Source organism: Pseudarthrobacter sp. Pseusp20 (genome assembly GCF_059492155.1).
Genome location: NZ_CP168521.1, coordinates 1,400,929 through 1,422,745, shown reverse-complemented (window position 1 = coordinate 1,422,745; position 21,817 = coordinate 1,400,929). Strand labels below are relative to the sequence as shown.

At 65.8% G+C, this 21,817-nt stretch carries 23 protein-coding genes; 7 read left to right on the top strand and 16 right to left on the bottom strand.

Features of this window, described 5'->3' with window-relative positions:
- Positions 1-17: 17 nt before the first annotated feature.
- Genes ACEN9K_RS06660 through ACEN9K_RS06650 form a run of 3 tightly spaced genes read right to left on the bottom strand, consistent with a single transcriptional unit; the run spans position 18 to position 1,854 of the window.
- A complete protein-coding gene (locus ACEN9K_RS06660; RefSeq protein WP_224084363.1) occupies positions 18-497 on the bottom strand; it encodes a nucleoside deaminase in 480 nt (159 codons plus the stop codon).
- 20 nt (positions 498-517) lie between these two features.
- Positions 518-1,408: an NAD(P)H-binding protein gene (locus ACEN9K_RS06655; RefSeq protein ID WP_224084362.1), complete on the bottom strand. Its 891-nt coding sequence runs from the start codon at positions 1,406-1,408 to the stop codon at positions 518-520.
- On the bottom strand, positions 1,405-1,854 hold the full coding sequence (locus tag ACEN9K_RS06650; RefSeq protein ID WP_495635423.1) for a nuclear transport factor 2 family protein: 450 nt from the start codon (positions 1,852-1,854) through the stop codon (positions 1,405-1,407). The genes ACEN9K_RS06655 and ACEN9K_RS06650 overlap by 4 nt, the downstream gene beginning before the upstream one ends.
- Before the next feature lie 98 nt (positions 1,855-1,952).
- On the opposite strand from ACEN9K_RS06650, the gene ACEN9K_RS06645 reads away from it, so the two are divergent.
- Positions 1,953-2,615 (top strand): TetR/AcrR family transcriptional regulator, encoded by a 663-nt coding sequence (locus ACEN9K_RS06645; RefSeq protein WP_495635422.1) that lies wholly within the window; start codon positions 1,953-1,955, stop codon positions 2,613-2,615.
- A gap of 24 nt (positions 2,616-2,639) precedes the next feature.
- Here ACEN9K_RS06645 and ACEN9K_RS06640 read toward each other — a convergent pair whose 3' ends face one another.
- Positions 2,640-3,650, bottom strand: a complete 1,011-nt coding sequence (locus ACEN9K_RS06640) for a HoxN/HupN/NixA family nickel/cobalt transporter (protein WP_495635421.1) — start codon at positions 3,648-3,650, stop codon at positions 2,640-2,642.
- Between the two features lie 91 nt (positions 3,651-3,741).
- Positions 3,742-4,254, bottom strand: coding sequence for a cupin domain-containing protein (locus tag ACEN9K_RS06635; protein ID WP_495635420.1), 513 nt, complete (start codon positions 4,252-4,254; stop codon positions 3,742-3,744).
- Between the two features lie 77 nt (positions 4,255-4,331).
- Here ACEN9K_RS06635 and ACEN9K_RS06630 point away from each other — a divergent pair, with 77 nt between their 5' ends.
- A complete protein-coding gene (locus ACEN9K_RS06630; RefSeq protein WP_495635419.1) occupies positions 4,332-4,970 on the top strand; it encodes a TetR/AcrR family transcriptional regulator in 639 nt (212 codons plus the stop codon).
- Positions 4,971-5,048: 78 nt separating this feature from the next.
- Here the strand turns inward: ACEN9K_RS06630 and ACEN9K_RS06625 are convergent, their stop codons facing one another.
- Together ACEN9K_RS06625 and ACEN9K_RS06620 are read right to left on the bottom strand one after the other, a co-directional pair.
- Entirely contained in the window at positions 5,049-6,302 is a 1,254-nt protein-coding gene (locus ACEN9K_RS06625; protein ID WP_495635418.1) for a M20 family metallo-hydrolase, read from the bottom strand.
- Positions 6,299-7,993: an amidohydrolase gene (locus ACEN9K_RS06620; protein WP_495635417.1), complete on the bottom strand. Its 1,695-nt coding sequence runs from the start codon at positions 7,991-7,993 to the stop codon at positions 6,299-6,301. Before ACEN9K_RS06620 ends, ACEN9K_RS06625 begins: the two co-directional genes overlap by 4 nt.
- 157 nt (positions 7,994-8,150) lie before the next feature.
- On the opposite strand from ACEN9K_RS06620, the gene ACEN9K_RS06615 reads away from it, so the two are divergent.
- From ACEN9K_RS06615 to ACEN9K_RS06600, 4 genes are all read left to right on the top strand, one after another.
- Positions 8,151-9,344: a helix-turn-helix domain-containing protein gene (locus tag ACEN9K_RS06615; RefSeq protein ID WP_223994294.1), complete on the top strand. Its 1,194-nt coding sequence runs from the start codon at positions 8,151-8,153 to the stop codon at positions 9,342-9,344.
- A 171-nt stretch (positions 9,345-9,515) separates the two neighbouring features.
- Positions 9,516-10,847, top strand: coding sequence for an MFS transporter (locus tag ACEN9K_RS06610; protein WP_018770459.1), 1,332 nt, complete (start codon positions 9,516-9,518; stop codon positions 10,845-10,847).
- Positions 10,848-10,952: 105 nt separating this feature from the next.
- The gene (locus ACEN9K_RS06605; RefSeq protein WP_018770460.1) at positions 10,953-12,245 is read left to right on the top strand and encodes an ArgE/DapE family deacylase; all 1,293 of its coding nucleotides are present in this window, start codon (positions 10,953-10,955) and stop codon (positions 12,243-12,245) included.
- Between the two features lie 68 nt (positions 12,246-12,313).
- Positions 12,314-12,616, top strand: a complete 303-nt coding sequence (locus tag ACEN9K_RS06600; RefSeq protein WP_018770461.1) for a YciI-like protein — start codon at positions 12,314-12,316, stop codon at positions 12,614-12,616.
- On the opposite strand, the gene ACEN9K_RS06595 is transcribed toward ACEN9K_RS06600, so the two are convergent.
- Positions 12,581-13,087 carry an SRPBCC family protein gene (locus ACEN9K_RS06595; protein ID WP_051081402.1) on the bottom strand — a complete coding sequence of 169 codons (507 nt, stop codon included), beginning with the start codon at positions 13,085-13,087 and terminating at the stop codon, positions 12,581-12,583. The two genes, ACEN9K_RS06600 and ACEN9K_RS06595, sit on opposite strands and share 36 nt — an antisense overlap.
- 66 nt (positions 13,088-13,153) lie before the next feature.
- Here ACEN9K_RS06595 and ACEN9K_RS06590 point away from each other — a divergent pair, with 66 nt between their 5' ends.
- A complete protein-coding gene (locus ACEN9K_RS06590) occupies positions 13,154-13,384 on the top strand; it encodes an HNH endonuclease (RefSeq protein WP_231377438.1) in 231 nt (76 codons plus the stop codon).
- Positions 13,385-13,401: 17 nt separating this feature from the next.
- Here ACEN9K_RS06590 and ACEN9K_RS06585 read toward each other — a convergent pair whose 3' ends face one another.
- The 8 genes from ACEN9K_RS06585 to ACEN9K_RS06550 form a co-directional block, all read right to left on the bottom strand.
- On the bottom strand, positions 13,402-14,250 hold the full coding sequence (locus ACEN9K_RS06585; RefSeq protein WP_488314938.1) for a class I SAM-dependent methyltransferase: 849 nt from the start codon (positions 14,248-14,250) through the stop codon (positions 13,402-13,404).
- A 38-nt stretch (positions 14,251-14,288) separates the two neighbouring features.
- Positions 14,289-15,542: a S8 family serine peptidase gene (locus tag ACEN9K_RS06580; RefSeq protein ID WP_495635416.1), complete on the bottom strand. Its 1,254-nt coding sequence runs from the start codon at positions 15,540-15,542 to the stop codon at positions 14,289-14,291.
- 195 nt (positions 15,543-15,737) lie between these two features.
- The gene (locus ACEN9K_RS06575; RefSeq protein ID WP_495635415.1) at positions 15,738-16,976 is read right to left on the bottom strand and encodes a beta-propeller fold lactonase family protein; all 1,239 of its coding nucleotides are present in this window, start codon (positions 16,974-16,976) and stop codon (positions 15,738-15,740) included.
- Between the two features lie 250 nt (positions 16,977-17,226).
- Positions 17,227-17,547 carry a putative quinol monooxygenase gene (locus ACEN9K_RS06570; RefSeq protein WP_495635414.1) on the bottom strand — a complete coding sequence of 107 codons (321 nt, stop codon included), beginning with the start codon at positions 17,545-17,547 and terminating at the stop codon, positions 17,227-17,229.
- 67 nt (positions 17,548-17,614) lie between these two features.
- Positions 17,615-18,787 carry a levoglucosan dehydrogenase gene (locus ACEN9K_RS06565; protein ID WP_495635413.1) on the bottom strand — a complete coding sequence of 391 codons (1,173 nt, stop codon included), beginning with the start codon at positions 18,785-18,787 and terminating at the stop codon, positions 17,615-17,617.
- A 65-nt stretch (positions 18,788-18,852) separates the two neighbouring features.
- Positions 18,853-19,674: a sugar phosphate isomerase/epimerase family protein gene (locus tag ACEN9K_RS06560; RefSeq protein ID WP_495635412.1), complete on the bottom strand. Its 822-nt coding sequence runs from the start codon at positions 19,672-19,674 to the stop codon at positions 18,853-18,855.
- Positions 19,671-20,825: a Gfo/Idh/MocA family protein gene (locus tag ACEN9K_RS06555; RefSeq protein WP_495635411.1), complete on the bottom strand. Its 1,155-nt coding sequence runs from the start codon at positions 20,823-20,825 to the stop codon at positions 19,671-19,673. The genes ACEN9K_RS06560 and ACEN9K_RS06555 overlap by 4 nt, the downstream gene beginning before the upstream one ends.
- A 5-nt stretch (positions 20,826-20,830) precedes the next feature.
- Complete coding sequence (locus ACEN9K_RS06550) at positions 20,831-21,817, bottom strand: ABC transporter permease (RefSeq protein WP_495635410.1); 987 nt, start codon at positions 21,815-21,817, stop codon at positions 20,831-20,833.

Genomic DNA, 21,817 nt, shown 5'->3' with positions numbered 1-21,817 from the left:
CCAGCTGCCTCGCACCCCTACTCCGCGATGTCCTCGGCCCACAGCTCCGGGTGGTCGGACTGGAAGGTGCGCATCATGTCCACGCAGCGCTGATCGTCCAGCACCACCACCTCAACCCCGCGGGACCGCAGGAGCTCCAATTCGCCGTCGAACGTGCGTGCCTCCCCCACCACCACGCGGGGGATCTTGAACTGGATGATGGTTCCCGCGCACATGGCACAGGGTGCCAGCGTGGTGTAGAGCGTGGTGTCCCGGTAGCTCTTTTGCCGGCCGGCGACGCGCAGCGCGGACATCTCGCCGTGCGCGATCGGATCGGCGTTCTGGACCCGCTCGTTATGCCCGCTGGCAACCACCACGCCGTCCCGGGCGAGCGCCGCCCCGATGGGGATCCCGCCCTCGGCCAGGCTCTTTTGGGCGGCCTGGTAGGCGGCTTCGAATGCGGGGTGGGCGGCGCGGTCCGGTTCCGGCGCGGTGGATTCATGCTGCTCATGGGTCATGGCGCCATTGTTGCACGCGGCTAGGCCAGAGATCCCGGAGCACCTGACGCCTCGAGGACCTGCTGCAGCCCGGTGACCGGGATGTCGGGAAACTCGGCCCGCGCTGGGCCAAACTCGAACGCCGCCGCCCCCGATTCCTCCCAGGCCGCGGCACCCGCCACCCGGGCAAGGAACGGTGAAAGCGGCCTGGCCGCCACGGACAGCAGCCGGACGGCGGCGGCCGGAACCCGCTGGATTGATCCATGGCCGGCCCGGGCAAGCAGAGCCTCCGCCACCTCATGTGCGGGGAGCGTCTGCGAGCCCCATTCGATGACGCGGTTCCGCAGCGCCGGGTCGCGGAGGGCACGGACCACGACGGCGGCCGCGTCCCGGACCGAGGTATAGGTCACCGGGGCGGACCCCGAGCCGAACACGGGCACCTTGCCCTTCGACTCAAGCGGCGCCGTCATGATCTCCAGCCGCTGTTCCAGGAGGGCGCCGATCCGGACGATCGTCCAGTCCATGCCGGAGGAGCGCACGGCGTCCTCGGCCGCGGCTTTGCAGCGCAGGAAATCGATGGGCCCGTCCGCGGCAGCGCCGGGCATGGACATCATCACCACGTGCCGCACTCCGGCCGCGGCCGCCGCGCGGACCAGCCGGATGGCGCCGTCGCGGTCAACCGCGCGCGGGCTGGAGTCCTTGATCCCGAACCCCGACGCCGCGAACACCACCTCACTGCAGCCAGCCACCGCCTGCCTGCAGTCCGCGTCAGAGCCGAGGTCCCCGTGAAGGAGTTCGACGCCGTCGCCCATCTTTTGCGGGAAGGGCTGGGACTTGCCCCGGGCCATGATGCGGACCTGTTGCCCTGCGGCAACGAGCAGGGGAACCACGGCGCGGCCAAGGCGGCCTGTACCGCCGACCACCAGGATCATGACCGGTCACCTCCGGCTGCCCCATGGACTGCCTCGCTGACGGCCTGGTTCACGTCGCCGGAGTCCTGGTCCACGGGTTCGAGGTAGAACTGGGCGGCGGCGATTTTGTCGTCGCGGAGGGTGAAGATGGCCACCCCTGCGGCTTGCTGCACGGATCCGTCCGGCCGGGTGCCGCGGTTGCTCCATTCCATCCAGACCTTGCCGTCCGGTCCGGTGGCCGCGTCATGGACCGTCAGGGTGAGGTCCGGAAGGCCGGCAAAGAGTGCCGTCCAGTTCTTCCGGACCTGCGCGGAGCCCGTGAAGCTGCGGGCCGGGTGGACGGGGGTGGTGTTCCGGTAGTCCTCCGCGAACTGGGACACCATGGCCTCGAGGTCATGGCGGTTGGCCGCGGCCAGCATGCGCCGGACCGGACCTTCGGGGACGCGCCCGATTCCTGAAGCGTCCATGATCTGCTCCTTAGGTTCCGTCGCGGGAGGCGGAGAGGCTGGTACGCTGAATTTGATACAGTCAGCTGTATCTAACTGATACAAGGAGCTTAAGCCCGATGGGACCCGCGGTCAATGGTGCGCCACCCCGCCCCCGCAGCTACGACGCCCGGCGCCGGCAGGAGGCTGCCGGGGAAGCCAGGAAACGGGTGCTGGCCCAGTCCCGCGCGCTGTTCCTGGCCCACGGCTACGGCCGGACCACCATCGCCGCCATCGCCCACGCGGCCGGCGTCTCCAAGGAGTCCGTGTACAAGGGGTTCGGCGGAAAGCCTGGGCTGGTGCGTGCCATCTACGAACAGAGCCTGCTGGGCGCCGGCGGCCCGCCAGCGGAAGAGCGGTCGGACCGCGCCCAGGCCACGGTCACCGATCCCCGCGAACTCATGGAGCAGTTCGGCCGCTTCATTTCCGAGGTGAGCCCGCTGGGCTCCCCCGTCTACCTCCTCATCCGGGACGCCGCGGCGAGCGGAGACCAGGACATGGCCGCGCTCCTGCGCGACGTGGATGACGGGCGGTACCAACGGATGCTGCACAACGCGCGCCAGGTGCTCGGGAGGGGATTCCTGCGGCCGGGCCTGACGGCGGAGGAGGTGGCCGACGTCTTCTTCATGAGCACCTCGGCCGAGCTCTACGAAACCCTGGTCCTCAAGCGCGGCTGGAGTGCCGAGCATTTCGGACGATTCATGGCCCGTACCTTGGCGGCCAACCTCCTGCCGGAAGGCTGAGGCAAACGGGAACCAAAAGGCGGCTCACTCCTCCAGGCTGGCAGCAGTGGGCGAGCAGCCCCGGAACCTCCAGATGAAGACCCCGGCCAGCCAGGCGAGAACAAACAAGCCAACCACGGCGTAGCCAAGCCCCGTCAGATCGATGCCGCCGATGGCCGCAAAGACCCCGGAAACCGCTCCCGTATTCGCCGTGACCACGGACAGCAGTTCCACGGTCCCCACACCCAGCGCCACGGTGGCCGAGAGCCCGGTCAACAGCAGGTTGTACAGCAGCCTCCGGCGCGGATGCTCAAACGCCCAACCGTAGGCCGCATTCATGAACCATCCATCCAGGCTGTCAAGCAGGCTCATGCCCGCCGCGAAGAGGACGGGCAGGGTAAGGACGGCGTACCAGGGAAGTTCCACCGCCGCCGCTCCCCCGGCCACAACCAGCAGCGCCACCTCGGTGGCCGTATCGAATCCCAGGCCGAACAGCAGCCCCACCCAATACATCTGGGCGGGCCGGGTGATGCTGCGCAGGACCGGGCGCAGCAGGCGGACCAGAAGGCCCGGGACCTCGACAGTCGTCCCCAATCCCGGCTGCCCCGCCCGCAGCCGGAAGTCCTTGGCGACGCGGACCAGCAGGGCAAGGTTGAGGAAGGCCAGGAGGTAAAGGAACAATCCTGAGATGGTGGCGCCCACTGGCCCCAGGACCTCCCGCCACCACGAGGCGCCATCTCCGAGCTGGTTTCCCAGGCTGCGGGCTCCCGCAGCCAGCAGCAGGCAGAGGCCAAGGACGATGCTGGAGTGGCCAAGGGAGAACCAGAAACCGACGGAGACGGGCCGAAGGCCCTCCCCCATGAGCTTTCGGGTGGTGCCGTCGATCGCGGCGATATGGTCCACGTCGAAGGCGTGGCGCATGCCCAGCAGGTAGGCACCCAACCCGATCCCCAGTCCGAAGACCTGGCTGGAGCCGAGGAGGAGGTTCTGCGGGACGACGCCCAGCACCAGCACACCCCAGCCCACCACGTGCAGCAGAAGTACGACGGCGGCCATTCCGGCCAGCGGCGCGCCCGGCTTCTGCGCGGCGGGGCCACGTCGCCGTCCCGTTCGGTAAAGGGGAACCTGGAGGCCCATGGCCTTCCCGTCAGCCCATCGGTGGATTTAGCCCGTACCGGGCGATGATGTCCGGCAGCCATGGCGCCTCGCCGAACTGGAGGCCGTATTCTGCGGCCAGTTTGCCGATGGCTTCAGGGTCCGGCGGTCCGGCTTCAAGCTGGTCGGCCAGTCCCCAGAAGAAATGCTCGAACCCGGCCGGGCTGATGACTTCGATCATCCGCGCCGGAACTTTCCCCGCATTCCACATGGTGTGCAGTTCGCCGCGCGGCTTGGTGATGTAGCCCCCGGCGCCCAGCACTGCCTCGCGCTCACCGGACCGGAATCCGATCTCGCCTTCCAGGACGATTGAGTATTCGTCCTCGCGGCTGTGCATATGCACTGGAACCAAGGCCCCCACCGGAAACGGGTGTTCCACGATGGAAATCTGCTCGTTGGTGTGTTCACCGAACAGTTTGAAGACAACCCCGATACTTCCGAGACTGCCCTGGCGTCCCTCCCCAGGCTGCACGACTGTCAGCCGCGGAGCCTCCTCAGCGCCCATGGCATCCATCCCTTTCAATTTCGATATACAGTGGTGTATATCGAATTGTCAGCCCACGCAGGACCGGTGTCAATACTTTGAGTGAACAGCAGCGTTCAGCCAAAGCACGCAAGTACCAGATGAACAAGCGTGCCGAGCAGGTGGACACCACCCGGCAGCGCATCGTGGACGCGGCGGTGGCGCTCCACGGGTCAGTCGGCCCTGCCCGGACCACCATTGCGGGCATCGCCGAGCAGGCCCAGGTCACCCGGCTGACGGTCTACCGTCATTTCGCCGACGAGGAAGCGCTGTTCTCCGCCTGCTCCTCGCACTGGCTTTCACAACAGCAGCTGCCAGATCCTTCGGCGTGGTGTGAGCACCCGGACCCCCTCCAACGCCTCCATGCCGGACTCACAGACCTGTACCGGTTCTACCGCGACGGCGAGCCAATGCTCAGGAACATCTACGGCGATTGGGCCGCCCTTCCGGAAAAGCACCGCACAGGCCTCCGGGAGCGCGACACGTTCTTCCGTGACCGCCTCCTGGAGGCATTTCCGGAGCCAGGCAGCGCCAGGCTGCGCGCCGTCGTCGCCCACGCGGTGTCCTTCTGGACCTGGCGTTCCCTCTGCCACGAGAACGGGCTCGCAAATGAGGACGCCGTCCACGCCATGACGGACTTGGCTGGGGTGTCGGCCGGCCTGCGGCGGGGCGCCGGCGCCCCCGTGCCAGGACAGTAGGGCCACCCAAGCGGGCAAGGCCCTACCGCTCATGCCCCTTAACCTTCCCCGAAACGCCTGGTTCGAAAGGCTACCGGCTCAGTCCTCTTCCAATTCGCCGCAGACAAGCCGCCGCGTAACGTCCGTCAACAGTTCGACGCCGCGCAACGCGTCGTCGTCGCGGGTGTACTCCGCTTCGTTGTGCGAGATGCCTTCGACGCTGGGAACGAAGAGCATGACGGTCGGAACCACATCCTTCATGTTGGTGGAATCGTGCCCGGCGACGGTCATCACGTCCCTGTGGCTGTAGCCCAGACTCTCTGCGCTTACCCTGCCCAGGGCCGCGCCCTTGGACTGGTAGGACACCACACCCCAGTTGTGCGTCAGGTCCAGGCGGATCTCCGTCCGGGAATCTGCCTCGGCGTCGACAATCCTCTTGCCCAGCCGTTCCATGGCGAGGCCCAGGACGGACTCATCGGGGGAACGCAGGTCCAGGTTCATCAGGACCTGGCGGGCGATGGTGACCGGTGAGTTCGGCAGGACATACAGCTCGGATACCGATGTGTGCAGCAGCCCGGGCTCGAATTCCGCAGTCAGTTCACGAGCGGCGGCGATGACCAGCGCGGCCCCGAAGAGGGCGTCACGGCGGTCCTCCATGCGGGTGGAGCCAGTGTGTGACTGGGCTCCGTCCACGGTAACCCGGTACTTGCTGGCGGCCCAGGTGCGGTCCACGATCCCCACTTGGGTGGCGGTTTCTTCCAGGCTCCTGCCCTGCTCGATGTGGATCTCGGCATAGCGTGCAACCTCGGCGAGGACCGGGGCGTTTCCTTGCGAAGTGCTGTGTCCGGCGGCCAGGGCTTCCGCCACTGTGATTCCGGCAGGGTCTGCGGTGGCAAGCGCGTCCTCAAGCGGCAGCTTCCCGGTGAAGACAGAGCTTCCCATCATGCTGGGCGCGAAGCGGCTGCCTTCCTCGTTGAACCAGTTCACAACGGCCAGGTTGTAGGTCGGGCGGAGCTTTCCGGCCTGGACTTCCGCAGCGACGCGGGCGCCTGCATGGGCCGCTGCGAGCACGCCATAGGCCCCGTCGTATCGTCCGGCCAGCGGCTGGGAGTCCAGGTGTGAGCCGACCAGCACATAGGGGGCGCCGGCGACCAGGTCCAGGGTGCCGAACTGGTTGCCTGCCCCGTCCACTGATTCGGTATAGCCGTGCTGGGCCAGCCATTGGCTGAACCATGCCCGCGTGGCATGGTCTGCGGCCGTGCCGGCCTGCCGGTCCACGCCTCCCCCGGGCGTGGCGCCGAAGCCAGACATCGTGGCGAAGTCTGCGAGGAACTCGTCGTGTGCGGTGCTCATGGGGTTTCCTTCCCTGTCAATGCTGCCTCAAGGTCTGTGGCGCGGACCGGCGCCGGCAGATTTTCCTCGCCGAAACGGATTTGCCCGCCCACCATGGTGGCGAGCACGCGGGTGGCTGAGATGTTTGAGGGGTCCACGGCGGTGGGGTCCTGGTCCAGGAACACGAGGTCCGCCAGGTACCCCGGTGCCAAGCGGCCCTTGATGTGCCCGGTTCCCGTGGCGGCGGCCGATCCCGTGGTATAGGCTGCCAGCGCTTCGGCCGCGGTGATCCTTTCGGCCGGGCCGTACACGTCGCCTGAAGGAGTCAGCCGCTCCACGAACGACTGCATGACATCCAGGGGCCGGCCGTTGGAGACGGGGCGGTCTGAACTTCCCGGCAGTGTAACTCCTCGCTTCAGCAGGCTTTTGGCGGGATAGGACCACGAGGTGCGTTTGGGGCCCAGCAGGCGGGCCATACCGTCTCCAAACTCGGTGATGAAGTGCGGCTGCGGGACCAGCACGATGCCGGCCCGGGCTATCCGGTCAAGCTGATCGGGGCGGACCACGCCGCCGTGCTCGATCCGGTTGGGCTGTGCGTTGGAACCGAACCTTTCCTGCGCCTCAGTGATGATGTCAATGGCGTGGTCGATCGCGTGGTCCCCGATGGCATGCATCGCAATCGCCCAGCCCGCCCGGTAGGCGCTGAGCGCCGACTCGCGCAGCTGGTCCGCGTCCATTTGCAGGTAGCCGTGGTTGTGGGTGCAGCCGACATAGTCCTCGGTCATGTAGGCGGTACTGCCAAGGAGCGAACCGTCGCTGAAGATCTTCACTGGTCCCAGGCGCAGCCAATCGTCGCCCAGGCCGGTGCGGATTCCGGCGTCGAGGCTTATGGAGGCCGGGTCATCGGCGTGGCCGGGCACATCGTGGAGGGCATCCATAACCAGCATTGGCTGCATCCTGACGCTCAGCATCCCCTTGTCGCGGGCATTCTGGTACGCGGCGAACTCCCGCGGCGAATAGCCGATCCAGCCACCGGCGATGCCCGCATCCGTGACGCTGGTAATTCCTTCGGAGAGGTAGTGTGACGTGGCCAGATCCAGTGCGCGTTCAATGGTCTCCAGCGGATACGGCAGCAGGATGTCCTGCACCAATCGCATGGCGTTTTCCTCCAGCAGCCCCGTCGGCAGGCCATCTTCGCCCATGACGACGGCTCCGCCTTCGATCGGTGCACTGAGATCGGCCTGGGCGGCTACGAGCTCCAGTGCTACGCCGTTGACCGTGCAGGCGTGGCCGGAGGAGTGTTTGATCCACACTGGACGTCCCCCGGCCGCCGCATCCAACCGGTCCCTGTCCGGTTGCTGGCCGTCGAGCAGCAGCGGGCTGTAACCGGATGCCACAACCCACTCCCCCGGGGCCATTTCGGCGGCGGCCTCGGCGATGATCTGGTACAGCCCGTCCAGATTTGCCGCTGCCCCTGCGTTGGCCTCCATGAGCCCCAGACCGAACCAGACACTGTGCGCGTGGACGTCATTGAACCCAGGGACAATCGTGGTTCCGGCGGCATCAATGGTCCAGAGGGCGTGGCCGCAAAGGCCGGCGTCGGGATCCACATCGAGGATTCTGCCGTCGTGAATGAGCAGGCTTGTCGCGGTGGGGCGGGAGGCATCCTGGGTCAGTATGCGTGCATTGCGAATCAGGAGATCGAAGGGCATGGATCCTCTTTGCTAGGGTCCCCGGGCCTTTCCGAGGAGTTAGGGCCGCGGCCTGAAAGTGCGGCTCCGTCCATTCAACTCTGTGATATCGCTGCCTTCAATGGATATAGAACGCTGTTTCATGGTCAAACTTTAGGCTTTTGCATAAAATGCCTGCATGACAGCAAATGATGGTGACGATGCGCGATCCTACGGTACGACCGCCAGGGAGTTCCGTCCCGGCCGTCCCACCGAGCCGGAATGGACCGAGTTGCTGGAGAGTCTCTGGAAGGATCGATCCCTGCTGGTGGACGACTTCCTGGAGCGTTTTTCCTCCATTTCCTATGGTGAAGCAGTGGTTCCCAAGGAGGACATCTACCGGACCGCAGCGGACACCATGGACATGTTCCTCTATCAGATGGCCGGGTTGGAGCTCCCCCCGGACCTGCAGACGCTTCCCCGCGAGGTGGCCGCCCGGCGCGCCCGCCAGGGCGTTCCCCTCGACGCGTTCCTGGTAGCCATCCGCAATGACTTCCGTGTTCTCTGGAAGGGGCTGGAACGGGTCGCGCGGGACAAGGGGATCGGTGTCCTGGTGGCCAACATGGACCGGGTCCTGGACGCCGTCGAAGGCTACGTGACCAGCATCCAACAGGCCTATGCCGAGGAAGAGGCCCGCCTGGCCCGCAACAAGCAGTTGTACCGCCAGCGCCTGCTTTCCCGGCTGTTCAATGCCGGACCTGGCACCCCACGTGAAGTCCAGGACCTTGCAGCGGCCCTCGAAGTGCAGGCCACCGGGACCTTCGAAGTGCTCGCAGTGACCTTGGACGCCGTATCCCAGGCCCAGCAGCAGTTCGAGTCCGACCACAGCATCTACATGTACGAGAACAGCGGAGTCCTGTATGTCTTCCGGCAGCAGCGGAAGGGGCTGACCTGGCGTCACGAACCGCCGGCCTTTCCTGCCGGGTACGTACCGGGAGTGGAGGGACTGGATGCCGTTCCCTCCGCTGCGGCTTCGGCACTTGTGCTGGCACAGCAGAAGCGCCGCGGCACCCGGCTGGCCACGATGGAGGACGCATGGATGGGAATCGCCAGCGGCCTCCTGGAGCAGAAGTTTCCAGGCTTTTCCACCTCCATAAAGAACGCTCTGGACAAGTGCACGCCCGTCGAACGCCAACGCCTACTGGAGGTGGCACGCAGCTATGGGCGGACCGGATCCATCAAAGAAACGTCGGAGGAGCTGTTCTGCCACCGCAACACCGTAGTGAACCGCCTCCACAGCCTTCACGAGGCGATCGGCCTTGACCTCACAGTGCCGGGCGAGGCCGCGCGGGCACTCATCGCCCTCAGCCGCTACAGCGAGTTCACCGACTAGTTTGTGAAAATGCCTAAGAAAGGGGCCGAAAGTGGGTGGAAATTATCATTGTTTAGGGCGTTATCACTCACCTACTCTCGAATAATCACCGCAGCAGTGCAGGCCATCGCCCTTCGCCCGCCGCGGGACCCGAGATGCAAGAACTCAACCCCGCTCGAAAGGGCCCACGCAGTGACCACCTCAAATTCACTTTCCCCCGCCGCAGGTGCTCCTCCGGTGATCTCCGGCAAGGACGCAGGAAAGATTGCCCGTGCCGCCTTCGTCGGGACCGCGCTGGAGTGGTACGACTACTACCTCTTCGGCACGGCTGCGGCGCTGGTCTTCAACCGGCTGTTCTTCACCAATATGGACCCCACCGCGGCGCTGCTGGCCTCCTTTGCCACGTTCGGCGTCGGCTTCGCAGCCCGTCCGATCGGGGCCATGATCTTTGGCTACATCGGCGACCGTTACGGACGCCGGCCCGCGCTGCTGATGACCATCGTCATGATCGGCGCGGCCACGGCCTTCATCGGCCTGTTGCCCGATTTCGGCAGCATCGGCCTGGCGGCGCCCATCCTGCTCGCCGTCTTGCGGCTTGTCCAGGGCCTGGCTGTCGGCGGTGAATGGGGCGGTGCGGTAACCATGGCCGTCGAGCATGCCCCCGTTGAAAAGCGGGGCCGGTACGCCGCCTTGGTACAGGTCGGTTCGCCGGTGGCTACGCTGCTGGCCTCGGGCGCCTTCTCGCTCGTCCTCCTATTCCCGTCGGAAGCTTTTGACGCCTGGGGCTGGCGGATTCCATTCCTGCTGGCTTTCCCCATGCTCGGCATCGCGCTCTGGATCCGCCTCAAGGTGGAAGAATCCCCCATCTTCAAGGATCTGCTCGCCCAGGGTGAAACGTCCAAGGTTCCGGCGTTCGAGGTCTTCCGCCACGCCTCCGGCCGCTTGCTCGTGGCCGTACTCGCGGCCCTCCTCGGCGTGGGTGGCTTCTACATGATCACCACCTTCGCGGTGAGCTACGGGTCCAACACCCTGAAGGTGGACCGGAACGTCATGGTCAACGCAACACTGGTTGCCGCCGTGGCCCAGATCGGAGTCACGTTCCTCATGGGCCGGCTCGCAGAGAAGATCGGGCCGGGCAAGGTCACCATGTGGGGCGGTATCGTCAGCGCCGTCGCCGCTTTCCCCCTCTTCGCCATGATTGACACGAAATCCCCACTGCTGATTACGCTGGCAATCACCGTCGGGATCATGCTTATAGCGGTGGCGTACGCCGTCAACGGTGCCCTGCTGACCGAGCTGTTCCCGCCGAAGCTGCGCTACTCCGGTGTGGCCCTGGGCTATAACATCGCAGGTGCCACCAGTGGATTCATGCCCTTGCTGGCCACGGCCATGCTGGGCGTCTCCGGTAACCAGTCGTGGGGTGCGGCCCTGATCCTGGCGATCATCTCCCTGCTCACCGCCGTCGGCGGGTTCTTCGGCGAGCGCCTGCGGGTCCAGGACAAGAAGCTTGTCGCCGGCAGCTAGGGCCGGCCGCAGACAGTAGCCCAAGCTTTACCCTCTTTCGAATGCTCAACCACCAGAACGGGGAGCCGTCCACCGGACGGCTCCCCGTTTCGTTAGGAGACAAAATTGCTCAGTGACGACCAAACACTCCGCATCCTGGAGGCCGTCGACGCCGCCTTCGATGCCCAGCTGACCTTCACCCAGGACCTGGTCAAGCACCCGTCGCTGCGCACCCGGGAGGGCAGCGCCCAGGACCTGATGCATGCGGCCATGGCAGGCCGTGGCCTGGAGATGGACCGGTGGGAGCTGGACGCCGATGACCTGTCCGCCCATGAGGGCTACGGGCCCACAACGGTTTCCTATGCGGGCATGACCAACGTGGTTGGCACGTACCGTCCAGCCTCCGAGCAGGGCCGATCCCTTATCCTTAACGGCCACATCGACGTCGTCCCCGAGGGTCCGTCCGAGTCCTGGTCCCGCTACCCTTGGGACGCCCCCATCATCGACGGATGGATGTATGGCCGCGGCGCCGGAGACATGAAAGCAGGTCTCGCAGCCAACCTCTTCGCCTTCGACGCTGTCCGCGCGGCGGGGTTCGAGCCCGCCGGTCGCATCCACTTCCAGTCCGTCGTCGAGGAGGAATGCACAGGCAACGGCTCCCTGTCCGCACTGATGCGCGGCTATCGTGCCGACGCCGTCATCATCCCCGAACCAGAAGAAGACATGCTGGTGCGCGCCAACGTCGGCGTGCTCTGGTTCAGGGTCAGGGTCACCGGGAATCCGACCCATCCCCGTGAGATGGGCACCGGCTTCAACGCCATCGACGCAGCGTATACGGCAATCTCTGCGCTGCGGGAGGTCGAAGAGAAGTGGAATGCGGACCGCGGACAGCACCGCTACTTCGAAGACCTGGACCACCCCATCAACTTCAACTTCGGCGGCATCCAGGGCGGGGACTGGCCCTCCAGCGTCCCGGCCTGGTGCGAGTTCGACGTGCGCGCGGCAATATATCCCGGCATCCCCGCGGAGCAGGCATGGGCTGAACTTCAGGACTGCCTTGCCTCCCTGGGCCGGGGACCCGACCCGATCAACGCGGTCGGTGTGAAGACAGGCTTCTTCTCCGAGGGCTATGTGCTGGAGCCCGGAAGCGAAGCAGAGGCCATGCTGGAGCGCACCCATGAGCAGGTGTTCGGCAGTGAACTGCAAAGCTTCACCACGCCGGGCTACCTCGACGGCCGGGTCTTCACGCTCTATGCCGATACGCCGGCGCTGGTCTACGGCCCCGTTTCAGAGTCGATCCACGGGTTCGACGAGCGGGTCTCGGTCGAATCCATCCGCCGGATCACCAAGAGCATCGCCCTGTTCATCGCCGGCTGGTGCGGCATCCACGAACAGCCCGGGGTCCATTCGGAGCCCTGAGCAGCGCCAGCCATGGGTACGCTACTTCTACAACGAGCGAAACCACTCAACGAAATGGACGGAACCACATGCACGCCGTGCTCGAATACACCTACGAGGACAACTACCTTCAGACCCGCGGACAATACCGCTCAGACCACCTCAAGGCGGGCTGGGAAGCAGTGGAACGCGGCGAGCTTCTGCTGGGCGGGGCCGTTGGTGACGGACCCTTCACCGGGTTGCTGATCTTCACCGGCGAGAACGCACTCGAGGCGGCAAAGGCCTTTGCAGCCGCCGATCCCTACGTCAAAGCTGGCGTCGTGACGTCCTGGACCGCCCGCCCCTGGACAACGGTGCTAGGAAAAGAGGCGGCCACCCCCGTCCACCCCTGAATCCTCCGCAATCCGCTTGATAGCGGCGAGCGTTTTCGGAATGCCGTCCAGCGCCTGCTGGGTGCGGTCGGCGATCTGGGCGTCAGCCGCCTCACCGTACTTCTCCTTGAACATGGCTATTCCCTCCGGCAGGAATTCCCACGACTCGCTCAGGATGGTTCCGTCGGCTGCGGGGGTGAGCGTGAAGCCCCAGCGGACGAATTTGCCGCCCACCACCCAGGCGAACTCGCGGCCGCGTTCGGCAGCCACCACCTGCGAGCGGGTCTCCCAGGTCCGGTTCGGGAGCTCGTTATGCCCGGTGAACCAGGCGCCGGGTTGGCCAGCGCTGTCCTGGTCGTCCCACCAGCACGACGTGCAGACCGGGCTCCACTCACCGGTGCGGGTGACATCGGAGACCAGGTTGTAGAGGGTCTCGGCTGATGCCTTGATGGTGATGGATTCCTGGAATTGGCGGATGCTGCTCTCATTCATGGGTCCATCCTTACAGACAGTTTCTTCTTCTGACGGCGGCTGCCCCTGATCGGCGAAGTCCCCGGCGTGGCCGCCGTCGTTCTTGGCCCGGCCGAGCACGGCGACCACTTTTACCCGTGGTCCAAGGGCGGTTCCACCAGTCTGCAGAACTTCGTGGCGGCCTGCGCCAGGTGCAACCGGGCCAAGCGTGCGCATATTCCGTCTCCGGGCCAGCAGCGGCGGATGGAACGACGACGGCGTGAGTACCTGCCGCCGTCGTCCTCCGTCAGCGTGGGCGAACGGCAGCCGCTGCCCTGAGGCAGTTGGCGTGCGGGCTACGGCCCGCTCTCCGCAGCCTTGGCGAGCGTGAATATGCCATATCGCATCGCACCGGTGCGGTAGGCCAGGATCAGGCGGGGAATGCCCAGAAACGAGTTGCGGTTGCGTGCGCCAAGGGCGAGGCGGCGTGTCTCGCCGTCGGTGAGCAACAACTTCACGAGCCGGCCGGCGCAGATCGGCCAGGTCCGGGCGACGCGGCTGCTGACATCCTCATAGCCGGCGACCGCAAAGCCCGCCGCCCTTGCCATCGCCTCGTACTCCTCGCGCGTGCCCATCGAGGGCAGGCGCCCTTCGCGGCAGATCGGCTCCAGCAGGTGGCGGACCTTCCACCCGCTGGCATCGGTCTCGGCCAGCCACGCGCAGATGACCAAGCGGCCGCCGGGTGACAGCACGCGGTGCGCCTCGGCGAAGAACCTGGGCTTGTCCACCATGTGCTCGCTCGACTCGATCGCCCAGGCCGCGTCGGCCGAGGCGTCGTCAAGGCCGTTGGCGAGCCAGTCGCGGACCTGGATGTCCACGTCCGGTACACCATGCGCGGCGGCGTAGCGGGCCTGCGCAGCGGACAGCGTGAAGCCGGTGACCCGGACACCTCGTGTCACTGCGAGCCGCCTCGCTGTGGAGCCGTAACCGCAGCCGATGTCGAGGCACGCCTGGCCCGGCATCAGCCCCAGCCGGTCGCCAACTGTTTCGACCAGCGCCTCGACGGCCTCGCCGGGTGTCTCATGGCCGGTCACCCAGAGGCCGTGATGGACATGCTCGCCCCAGACCCGGCGATAGATGGGGTCTAGCTCGTCGTAGTGATCCGCCACCGCCACGGCGTTCTGGGAGATATCGGGGACGATCACGCCACGACCCTACAACGGGCTCCACGCCGCCGGAAGGGTCAACAACCTAGCGCCCCGACCACTCTGCAGGCGTTAACCCGGCCATGGGCCCAGTCCTTCCCGATGTCGCCAACCGCGTCGGTGGTGGATTCGACCTTTGCGCGGATGTCCGAGGTGGTGCCGCCGGGGTTGGCACTGCGGGCGAGCGCGGCCACCGCGGCGACAACAGGCGAGGACATCGAGGTGCCGCTGCCGATGTCATACCCCTGGGAACGGTTGTACTCCCTGGCAAGGGTAAACCGGTGGTTGGGGAAGGTGGAGTAAACGCTGACCCCCGGCGCTGCCACGTCCACCCACGTGCCATAGGTGGAGAATGTCGCCTTCGTGTCGTTGTTGTCGGTTGCGCCCACGGCAATGACGTTGGGGTACGCGGCCGGGTAATTCATGGAGGTGTTCCCACCGTTGCCGGCCGCAGCAACCAGCACCACACCCGCGTTCCAGGCATTATTGACCGCAGTTTCCAGGGTGGTTGACGCGCCGACCGCCAGGCTCATGTTGATGACCTTCGCGCCGTTCTTGACGGCCCAGTTGATGCCGTTCGCCAGGCCTGAGCTTGATCCCATCCCCGTGTCGCTGAGGATTTTCCCGGCCAGGATGCTGCATCCCGGGCACACGCCGGCCACGCCCATGCCGTTGTTGGCGGTGGCGGCAACGATTCCGGCGACGTGGGTTCCGTGGCCGTAGTTGTCGTCGTTGCTCCTGGACGTGGTGAAGTTGGTCCGCGCCACGACCTTCGGGTTGATGTCGGGGTTGTCCATCGCGACGCCGGAATCCAGGACAGCCACCCGGATCCCGGTACCTGTGGTGACGGTCCAGGCCTCCACCGCGTCCACGTCGGCGTCAGCTGTGCCCTTGCCTACACTCACCGTACCGGCGGTGTTCGTGAACGACTGGCCTGTGTTCTGCAGCGCGTACTGGCTGGGGAAGTAGGTGTCGTCCGAAGCCGGAGTGACCACGTAGTCCGGTTCGGCGTACTCCACGGCGGGGTTCCGGCCCAGCGCTTCGACCAGCTGCAGCTCCTTCCCTGCCGGCACGGTGATCAGGTGCGCGCCGGTGCTGCCGACGTCGGGCCCGTCGGTCAGCCCGTGCGATCTGAGGGCGCCCGCGGCGGCGGCATTGTCGCGGAACTTGACCAGGATCTGCCCTGCAGTGATGGCAGGGTCGGCCGCGGCATTGCCGGGGACCACACCGCCCAGATAGGAGCCAATAACCAGGAGAAGGGCGGCGAAGCTCGCCAGCACAAGCTTTTTCATGGGCTTATCTTCCGCGCGCGTGGCCCGGCTGGATAGGGGGAAAGCCCCTTGATATTTTCCCGGCCACCCGGGCTGTGGCCAGCAGGCAGGGCAGGAGGAACGACGGCGGCACATGCGTATCGCCGTCGTCGTTCCTTCCAGCCCTGCGTCCGCCCGCCGGCCTTACGGGCTGTTCGACGACCGTGGCGTGTCCGCTCAGCGGGCCTTCGCCTTGGTCACGGTGATTGTGATGCGGTCCGTGACCGCATGGGGGCTGACACCGTTGGCGGCGGTCACCCTGAACGTGAACTTGCCGGCCTTGGCCGGGGTGCCGGACAGGACACCCGTGGCCGCGTCCAGGCTCAGGCCTGCAGGCAGCGCACCGGAGGACACGTGGAAGGAGGGGGCGGGGGCAGCCGTGGCGGCGAACGTGTAGCTGTAGGCGGTCCGCGTGTTCGCCTTGGTGGGCGGTGTGGCCGCGGTGAACACCGGCGGTGCTGCGTCCACGGTGATGACCGACACCGTGTTGGAAACGGTGTTGACGACGTAGGCGGCCGACCCGTCCGGGGACACGGCAACACCCGTCGGATGCGTCCCGACCGTGACGGCGGAGGTCACCGTCCCCGAGGCCACGTCGATGACGGACACCGTGTCGGCCGCGGAGTTGGTGACGTAGGCCGCCGACCCGTCCGGGGCAATGGCAACGCTGTCCGGGGCAAACCCGACCGGGATGGTGGAGGTCACCGCGGCCGACGCAACGTCGATGACCGACACGGAATCGCCCTCGTTGTTGGCGACGTAGGCTTGTGCCCCGTCCGGGGTGAACGCCACGCCCGTGGGAGATGACCCGACCGGGATCGTGGAGGTCCACGTGCCCGAGGCGACATCAATGACCGACACCATGTTCGAGTCCTGCCCGTTGGTGACGTAGGCCTTGGACCCGTCCGGGGCGAACGCGACGGCATTCGGAAGCGGCCCCACCGGGATCGTGGAAGCCACCGTGCCCGAGGCCACATCGATGACCGACACCGTGCCTGAACCGCTGCCGCCGCTGGTGACATAGGCCGTCGCCCCGTCGGGGGCAAACGCAACGGCGAACGGAGCCGCCCCGACCGGGATCGCGGAAGCCACCGTGCCCGACGCGACATCGATGACCGACACCATGTCGGAATCCGCGCTGGTGACGTAAACAATCGACCCGTCCGGGGCCACCGCAACACCCAGCGGAGACGGCCCGACCGGGATCGTGGAAGCCACCGTGCCCGAGGCTACGTCGATGACCGACACCGTGTTGGACTCCCAGTTGGTGACGTAGGCTTTGGACCCGTCCGGGGTGAACGCAACGTTCCTGGGGCTCGAAGCGACCGGGATGGTGGAGGTCACCGTGGCTGCAGCGGTTGCAGGGATAGTGCCCGCCAGGATGAGGGCCGCCAGGATCGTCCCGATAAGTGCCACACTCCGGCCGCGAAGGCGGGCAGCGGATGAAGGTGAACCCTGGTATCGCCCGGACCCTGTGCTCAGTAGCTGCATCACGTTTCCCCCATTTCGAGAGCAAATCCTGTTGTGGCGCGGGCGTGCAACCCTGACGAAGATCACCTGCTGAGCCGGAGTCTATAGACCGGGCAACCCCACGGTCACCGTTGGCCGGTACCTGTCTTTTGGGCTGCGACTACCTGTTTCGTTGCGCTTGGAGGGCCGTTTAGTGTCAGGTAAGCGGGGTGATGGGGGTTACGGAGAACGGTTCGGCCAGCAGTGACTGCACCCCTTTCACGAATTCCTTTACATGGTCTTCTTCGTTGTGGGCTGCGAGGTCGTCGCGGCGGGCCCATCCCTCAAAAAGGATGAAAGTACCTGGCCTTTGATCATCGGAGAAGACGGTGTATTCCAGGCATCCGGGGTCTTTTCGGCTCGCGGACTGAAGCCCCAGGAGTGCTTCATGAAGCGCGGCTTCGTGCCCTGCTTTTGCGGTGAACACTGGCATTAGCCAGGCTTGCGCTTCTACTTGGCTGACCGTTGTGTGTCCCAATTTTTACCTCCTGGGGTGCTCCTGTGCCGGCAGGAGGGGCGGCATGGCCGCCGCCCCTCCCGTTGGGTCATGCGTCGATCTGCGGAACCTCGACCCACGCTTCTTTTGCAGCGGACTCGACGATTGCGTCATCGATGAGGGCCACCTGGTAGCCGTCGGCGAAGCTCGGGCTGACGCTGCCGCCTTCCGCGATGGCCTTGAAGAAGTCGTGCGCCTCGATGATCTTCGTTTCGCCGTATCCAATGCCGAGGGCAGGGATGGGCCAGAGTCCTTCGCCGTAGGGGTGTGCGGGCCCGGTGTAAACGGTGCGGAATCCCCGGCGGTCACCCGGGTCGGATGCGAAGCAGACCTGCAGTTCATCCCGCCGCTCGTAGTTGAACACGATGCTTCCTTCGGTCCCGTGGATTTCGAAGGTGATGTAGTTGTTCCGTCCGTGGGCATTGCGTGTTGCTTCCACCGAACCCACAGCGCCGTTGGCGAAGCGGATCATGGTCATGACCTCGTCGTCCACATCAACCGGACCGCGCGGGCCTTCTCCGCCGCGGACGGTGCCCAGCGCGTCGGCGCCACCGGTTTGCAGCGGCCGCTCGGGGATCCAGGTGGACAGGAGGGCATTGACGGCGCTGAATTCGCCGACCAGGTAGCGCGCCATGTCAATGACGTGCGTTGCGATGTCGCCGAGTGCGCCGGAACCTGCGATGGATTTCTGGAAGCGCCACGACAGCGGGGAGTTGGGGTCGGCGCTCCAGTCCTGCAGGTAGGTCCCACGGAAGTTGAGGACTTGCCCGATTGCGCCTTCCTCGATGTATTTCTTCGCCAGCGCTACGGCGGGTGTGCGGCGGTAGTTGAAGGCAACCATGTGGACGATGTTCTTGTCCTTGACCGCGTCGTACATGGCCTTGGATTCTTCGCCCGTACGGGCCAGGGGCTTTTCGCAGATGATGTGCTTGCCGGCTTCGGCCGCGGCAATGGCAATCTCGGCGTGGAGGTGGTTGGGCGTTGCAATGTCCACCACGTGGATGTCCGGATCGTCGATGATGCTGCGCCAGTCCGCGGTGGAGTTCTCGAACCCGAAGCGGCGGGCCGCCTCCGCCGCGAGATCCGGGGTGGCTTCCGCAATGACTTTGCGGACGGGCAGTGCCGGTGCAGGCCAGAAGAACATGGGCATGGCGGCGTAAGCGAGCGAATGGGCCTTGCCCATGAAGCCGCCTCCGATGAGGCCGATGTTGAGGTTCTGCATGTGAATCTTGTTCCTTCCGGAGGGCGGGGCAGCTGCCGGCTGTGGCAGTCCCCTGCGGTTGAGAATTAGTGAGTGAGGAGCTTGTCGAGGTACTTCTTGCTGAGGACTGCTGCTTCCCGGGGGTCGCCGTCGTAGTTGTCGAGCTCCACCATGAGCCAGCTGTCATACCCGCTTTCCCGGATGGCGGCGATGATGTCCGGGAAGTCCAGCTCGCCCTGCCCCAGCGGGAGGAAGTTGAAGGGGTCCTGCTGGAAGTCTTTGAGGTGGACGTGCCGGATACGGTCCGGGTATTTGCGGATGACGGCGGCTGGGTCCGCCCCGCCGGCAGCAAGATGGGCCGTGTCCGGGCAGAAGCCGATCCGCGTGAGCGGCATCAGCTTCTCCAGCTCGTCCGGGCTCTCGACGATGGTGCTCAGGTGCGGGTGGTAGCTTGCCGACAGCCCGAAGCTTTCTGCGATGTCCGTCACCTGGTCCAGCGCGTCGCCGAGCCGGCGGTAGTCTTCGTCGGTGGTGCCGGCCGCACGGCGTGCCCCGCCTCCTACGACGAGCCGTTCCGCTCCGAAGTTGGCGGCCAGCTCGGCGGCACGCCGGATCCGGTGCAGCTCGTCGGGAAGTATGTCGGCGTAGATGAAGTTCGCCCCGGTATAGACGCTGGTCAGCTCGATGCTGTTGCCGCTTAAGATCTCCTTAAGTTCTTCAGGCTTCTCGGCGTATTCCGCGAGGTTGCCGTCAAACATTTCAACGCCCTGGTATCCGACTGATGCGATGTCCTGGACGGCGTCCCGCATGGACCCGTGGGTCATGTAGAAGAGGTCCTTCACGCTCGTCACGCCTTGCGGATGGCCGACCACGCCGCCCCAGGTGATGGAACAGTAACCGAGTTTCATTGCTTCTGCCTTTCAGCTGCCGGGGAAGATCTGAGTGATCCGATGAGGTTGTCTGTGTGGGGAACGTCGACCCACCGCTGCTGGGCAGCCGAGGCTACGACCGCCTCGGTAAGGAGTGCTGCGCGTAGTCCGTCGCGGAAGGTGGGCAAGCCAGCGGGTTCCTGACCGTGAACAGCCGCGTAGACGTCTGCGACGAAGGCGTTGAAGCTGTCCTGGTATCCCTGCGGGTGGCCCGGGGGAAGTTTGGCGTACCGCCGGCCGCCCAGGGTGGTGAGTGTTTGCGGGCCGACAGGGATCTCCGAGCGTGAGTCGATGCGGCCCACGTGCAGGGTGTCCGGCTGTTCCTGATTGAAGCTGAATGATGCTTCGGTTCCGTCGAAAGAGAACCAGAGGCGGTTTTTCCTGCCGGGACTGACCTGGCTGACCACCAAAGACCCTGTGGCACCCTTGTCCGTCTCGAACAGGAGCGTGGCGCCGTCCTCGGTAGCCACGGAGGACAACTGCCCGCCGGTTTCCCGTTGGTCGTACGCGCGGCTGGTCCTCGCCACGAGCCTGGTGATTCTGTGCCCGGTGGTGAATTCCATGAGGTCGCACCAGTGGACGCCGATGTCACCGAAAGCCCTGGAGGCTCCTCCGATGGTTGAATCCACCCGCCAGTTGGTGGATTCTGCGCCGGCCAGCCAATCCTGCAGGTACGAGCCGTGCAGGAGCCACAGGTTGCCCGCGTCGCCGCGTCCGATGCGGTCGCGTGCCTCGCGGACAGCCGGATAAAACCGGTACACGAACGGCACACCGGTGACCACGCCGGCCTGGTCTGCGAGGGCCTGCAGCTCCAGGGCATCATCCACGCTGGTGGCCAGGGGTTTTTCACAGATCACTGCTTTTCCTGCCGCAATGGCCTTGCGTGCCAGGTCGGCGTGGGTGGCGTTTGGTGTGCAGATGTGGACCACGTCCACGTCTGCTCGTGCGATCAGCGCTTCCGGGGATTCGGCTGCGAAGCGGGCACCGAGCGCGGATGCCGTGGCTTCGGCAGAAGCCTGGGTGCGTCCGGCGACTGCAATGACGTCACCGCCGGCTGCACGTACAGCGTGGGCGTGGACGGAACCCATGAAGCCTGTTCCGATAATTCCGGCGCGTAGTTGGGAAGCCACGGGTGCTACTTCTTCCGGGCCAGGGCGACGGCCAGGATGATGATTGCGCCGCGGACCACCTGCTGCTGGCTGCTGTCCAGGCCGGCCAGGATCAGTCCGTTGTTGATCAGGCCGATCAGAAGGGCGCCAAAGAGCGTTCCGATGATGGAACCGAATCCGCCGAAGAGGCTGGTACCGCCCAGGATGACGGCGGCGATCGCGGAGAGCTCATCGCCCGATCCCCACTGGAACCGGCCGGACTGGAGGCGGCCGGCGTACAGCATGCCGGCAACGCTGGCCACCATGCCCGAGATGAGGAGCACCTGGAATTTGATGCGCTTGGTGTTGATGCCGGTGAACTCGGCAGCGTTGCGGTTACCGCCCGTTGCGAGGACCTGGCGGCCGAACCTGGTGCGGTTCAGGACGACGGCGCCGATGGCGACGAAGATTGCGCTCCAGACCACCAGGCCGGGCACCGGGCCAAAGTCTCCGGACCCGAACAGCGTGTTGAAGGTGTCGTCCAGGATCGGCTGCGGGGCCGAGGCGGTGATCCACTGCGCCACACCGACGGCGATGCCCAGCATGCCCAGTGTCACCAGGAAGGAGGGGATCCCGAGGAGACTGACCAGCGCACCGTTGACGGAGCCCACCACGAGTCCGACGGCGAGGCCCGCGAGGATGCCGGGGACCAGGCCCCATTGTGCCAGGGCCATGGCCGTGCAGACGCTGGAAAGGCCTGCCACGGAGCCCACGCTCAGGTCGATTTCCGCGCACGAGATGACGTACGTCATTCCGACGGCGATGACCGTGATGGTGGCCGTCTGCCGGAAGATGTTGAGGAGGTTCTGCGGGGACAGGAAGCCCTGGTCCCGCAGCAGGACGGCGAAGAAGATGAAGACGACGACGAAGCCGATGTAGATGACGTAGCGGCGCCAGTCCAGCTCTTTCAGCATGGATCCGAAATTGCGGGTTACCGCGGCCTCGCGCGGGGTGATGGTGTTTGCGTTGCTCAC